The organism is Sulfuricurvum sp., from assembly GCF_028712165.1.
Classification (GTDB): domain Bacteria; phylum Campylobacterota; class Campylobacteria; order Campylobacterales; family Sulfurimonadaceae; genus Sulfuricurvum.
This window is the reverse complement of the sequence record NZ_JAQTQR010000122.1, coordinates 1-3,132: the sequence shown is the minus strand read 5'-3', so window position 1 is coordinate 3,132 and position 3,132 is coordinate 1. Positions and strand designations below refer to the sequence as shown.

The window sequence follows — 3,132 nt, the reverse complement described above, 5'->3', positions numbered from 1 at the left end:
TTACGCGATTGTTATCATCGAGCCATTGCACTTTGAACTGAATAATCCGATCGGGTGTTACGAGACGTTCAACGATACCGTGCATCTCATACCGCGGATCACTTTCTACAATCGGAGTCAAAGAGTGGAGGACTTCGCTTACCGCCTGTAAAAATGTATTGTCTACCGCACAGGATGATTTTTCGAGATTAGCTAAAATCTTTTCGACCATTAAGATATCCTTGTTTTAAATCCAAATCGGTTCAATATATTGATTTGAATATCATTATATTCAAATTAGGAAACATATTCATCCCTCTAAAAAAAGAATACTGATTGAGTTGGGATTGAATGGAATAAATTTACATTCCCACGTAAAGAGTGGGAACGAGGTAGAACACTACCGATTTTTGAAAATTACGATCGAAAAGACTCTAAGTCACCTAAAAGATTACTCGATATAGACGCCAATGTTTTTGCTTGATCTAACAGTCTTTCAGTACCAGCGTTATTGCGTTTGGCACACTCTTCGATACTTGCAAGATTTTCAATCGTCATATTTGTTTTTTCTGCCCCGATTTTTGCAGATTCAGCCGTATCCTGAGCCATTCGTACCGAATTTTCCATAATGTCTATAACACTGCGCATTGTCTCTTCAACTTGAAGCGACTTTTTACCGAGGGTTTCCATATAATCTGCATTTTTAGACATCATTTCCGTACTTTCTGTCACCGACTGAACAATAATTGCTACCGTAGCACCACTTTCCAAGAGACTTTTTTGTGTTCGTTCCGCCAATTTTCTAACTTCATCCGCAACAACAGCAAACCCTCGTCCATGTTCCCCTGCCCGTGCCGCCTCAATAGCTGCATTCAGTGCTAGCAGATTCGTTTGATCAGCAATATCAGAGATAACGGTTAATACCGATTTGATTTGTTCTGCTTCGGATGAAAGACGTTCCAGCCGAGAAGAGAGCTCATGCTGATCTTGCACTGCGGTTTGCAAAGATTGAGATACATTCAGTACCTCATTGGCAGCACCTTTAGCTTCCTCATTCGCATGATTGATACTATCACCTGTTTTTTGGATTGATGTCGACTGGATTCAAGGAGAAGAGAAACTTCCTTAGACGAAGCATTGGTACGTGTAATAATCGATGTAATTTCATGCGTATTGCTACTGATCAATGCTGAAGTATCGGTAAGATCCGAAGCAATCTGCGCATTTTCAGTTGCCAATTTTTTGGATGAAATAATCGCACTTCCCATTTCCGCAATTAACTTATTAACATGTCCAAGCACATGACCTATCTCATCATTATTAATTATAGGGATAGGTCTGTTAAGTTCCTTCGTCCGTACGATAACCTCACACCCCTCTTCAGCAATTTTAACCGATGCGACTATCGATTTTGTGATCATAATAATAGCACCGCTTAATATTCCGATAATAAGTAATGCAGCCGACCAAATAAGAGTTTTTACCTTGATGGCTTCGAGTTTTAACGCATCATTCATTTGAGTATATTCTTTTTGATACACTTCAACCAAAGCATCCAGTTTGTCTGTCGGAGCGCGATCGATTCCATCTACAGCTTTATCACCGACTTTGTATTTTTCGGAGGAAGCACTATTATAGGCTACTAACCCTTGACGATATTGTTGCCCCAATGTTTTGTGTGAAGCGCTAAAATCATCAATCATCGTAACTATTTTTGGATTGTCAGTAATCAATTTGAGCTCTTCTAACTCTTGATTAATTTTCTCTTCTTGTTTCGTAAAATTTTGGAAATATTTTTCATATTTTTCCGCTTTTTCACCACGAAGAAGGATATTTTTCCACTCTTGGACCTGCTTTTTAAAAGCTACTTGTATAGAACGGGCTTTATCGATTTGTTTCAAAGTAACTTGTGAGCTCTCAATTGTTTTGTTCAAGACCGAACCATAACCTACCATTGCAATAGCAACAACTAAAAGCATACCAATCAAGGCACCTATATTGATAATAATCAACTTTTGTTTAATCTGCATACAAAAAACCTACACTTGTTACTGAATTGATTCGAATCATAATAACACAATTATAAGAATTTAATATCTATATATACATTAAAATAAACATTCTGAATTATTTTAACTCACCCGAATAGTTCCCGATATGCATCGATGTTTTAAGCGGAATACGAAGTTTTAAAATATGTTCCATCGCATTAATAAAACGTTCGGCATACGCTTCAGCTACCTCAAAAATCAGTTTATTCTCATACCGAAAAACTCTATAATATTCCCAAAATGGCGTTCAATTCCTTCAAATCCATGATTTCCACCCTCTTCTACAATCGTTTCGGCATCAGGAAGCTTACTTACTGCTTCCGTATAATCGAGAAGTTCATCACCCGTTTGTAGCAACAAAAGACATTTGTTTTTCGACGGTTCGTTAAGTTCAAGACGCTTAAGCATATCCAAGTGAGCTCTATTCCATTCATAGGTACTTTGATCGTAAAAGTTCGATGGAAATCCCAATGAGCGCTCGAGCGTTATATATGGATGAATCGCTGGATTGATAAGAACGCATGGAAGATTATATTTTTGTGAGAGAAACATCGCATAATATCCGCCCAACGAAGATCCGGCAAGACAGACCTTTTCGACAGGCTGAAATGATTCAATCAGCTCTTCCAACGTACGAATAGCCAGATCGGGAATCGTCGAGAGAGAGGGTGCGATAAAGCGTATAGCATGTTCTTGACAATATCGGCGCAGTGCTCTCGCTTTTGATCCGTCACCATGACTTCCAAAACCGTGAATATAGATAATCATCCTCTCACTCCTTATCAGACTATGGTTACTTCAACTCACCCCAGTGATTCCCGATATGCATCGAGGTTTTTAACGGAATTCGTAATTCTAAAATATGTTCCATCGTATTAACAAAACGGCTCGCATACTCTTCTGCTACCTCTTCATCCACCTCGAAAATCAGTTCATCGTGGATTTGAAGCAGCATACGTGCACGCAATCCCTCGATTCGGATCATCGCGTCGATCTTGTTCATCGAGAGTTTGATGAGATCGGATGCTGAACCTTGGAATACGGTATTGACCGACTCTCGCTCATACGCCGCCTTGAGCATCGGTGTTGCACTGCCGAAATC

General features: G+C 39.3%; 4 protein-coding genes and 1 pseudogene. All 5 read right to left on the bottom strand.

Annotated features, from left to right (window positions below):
- A pseudogene (locus PHP90_RS13840) lies at window positions 1-211 on the bottom strand (NADP-specific glutamate dehydrogenase); the annotation flags it as partial.
- Between the two features lie 185 nt (window positions 212-396).
- Window positions 397-984, bottom strand: a complete 588-nt coding sequence (locus tag PHP90_RS13835) for a methyl-accepting chemotaxis protein (protein WP_299931066.1) — start codon at window positions 982-984, stop codon at window positions 397-399.
- 14 nt (window positions 985-998) lie between these two features.
- Window positions 999-2,009, bottom strand: a complete 1,011-nt coding sequence (locus tag PHP90_RS13830) for a hypothetical protein (RefSeq protein ID WP_299931064.1) — start codon at window positions 2,007-2,009, stop codon at window positions 999-1,001.
- Window positions 2,010-2,228: 219 nt separating this feature from the next.
- Complete coding sequence (locus PHP90_RS13825) at window positions 2,229-2,798, bottom strand: YqiA/YcfP family alpha/beta fold hydrolase (RefSeq protein WP_299931062.1); 570 nt, start codon at window positions 2,796-2,798, stop codon at window positions 2,229-2,231.
- A gap of 25 nt (window positions 2,799-2,823) precedes the next feature.
- The coding region (locus PHP90_RS13820; RefSeq protein ID WP_299931060.1) for a DNA polymerase at window positions 2,824-3,132 on the bottom strand (309 nt) is incomplete at its 5' end.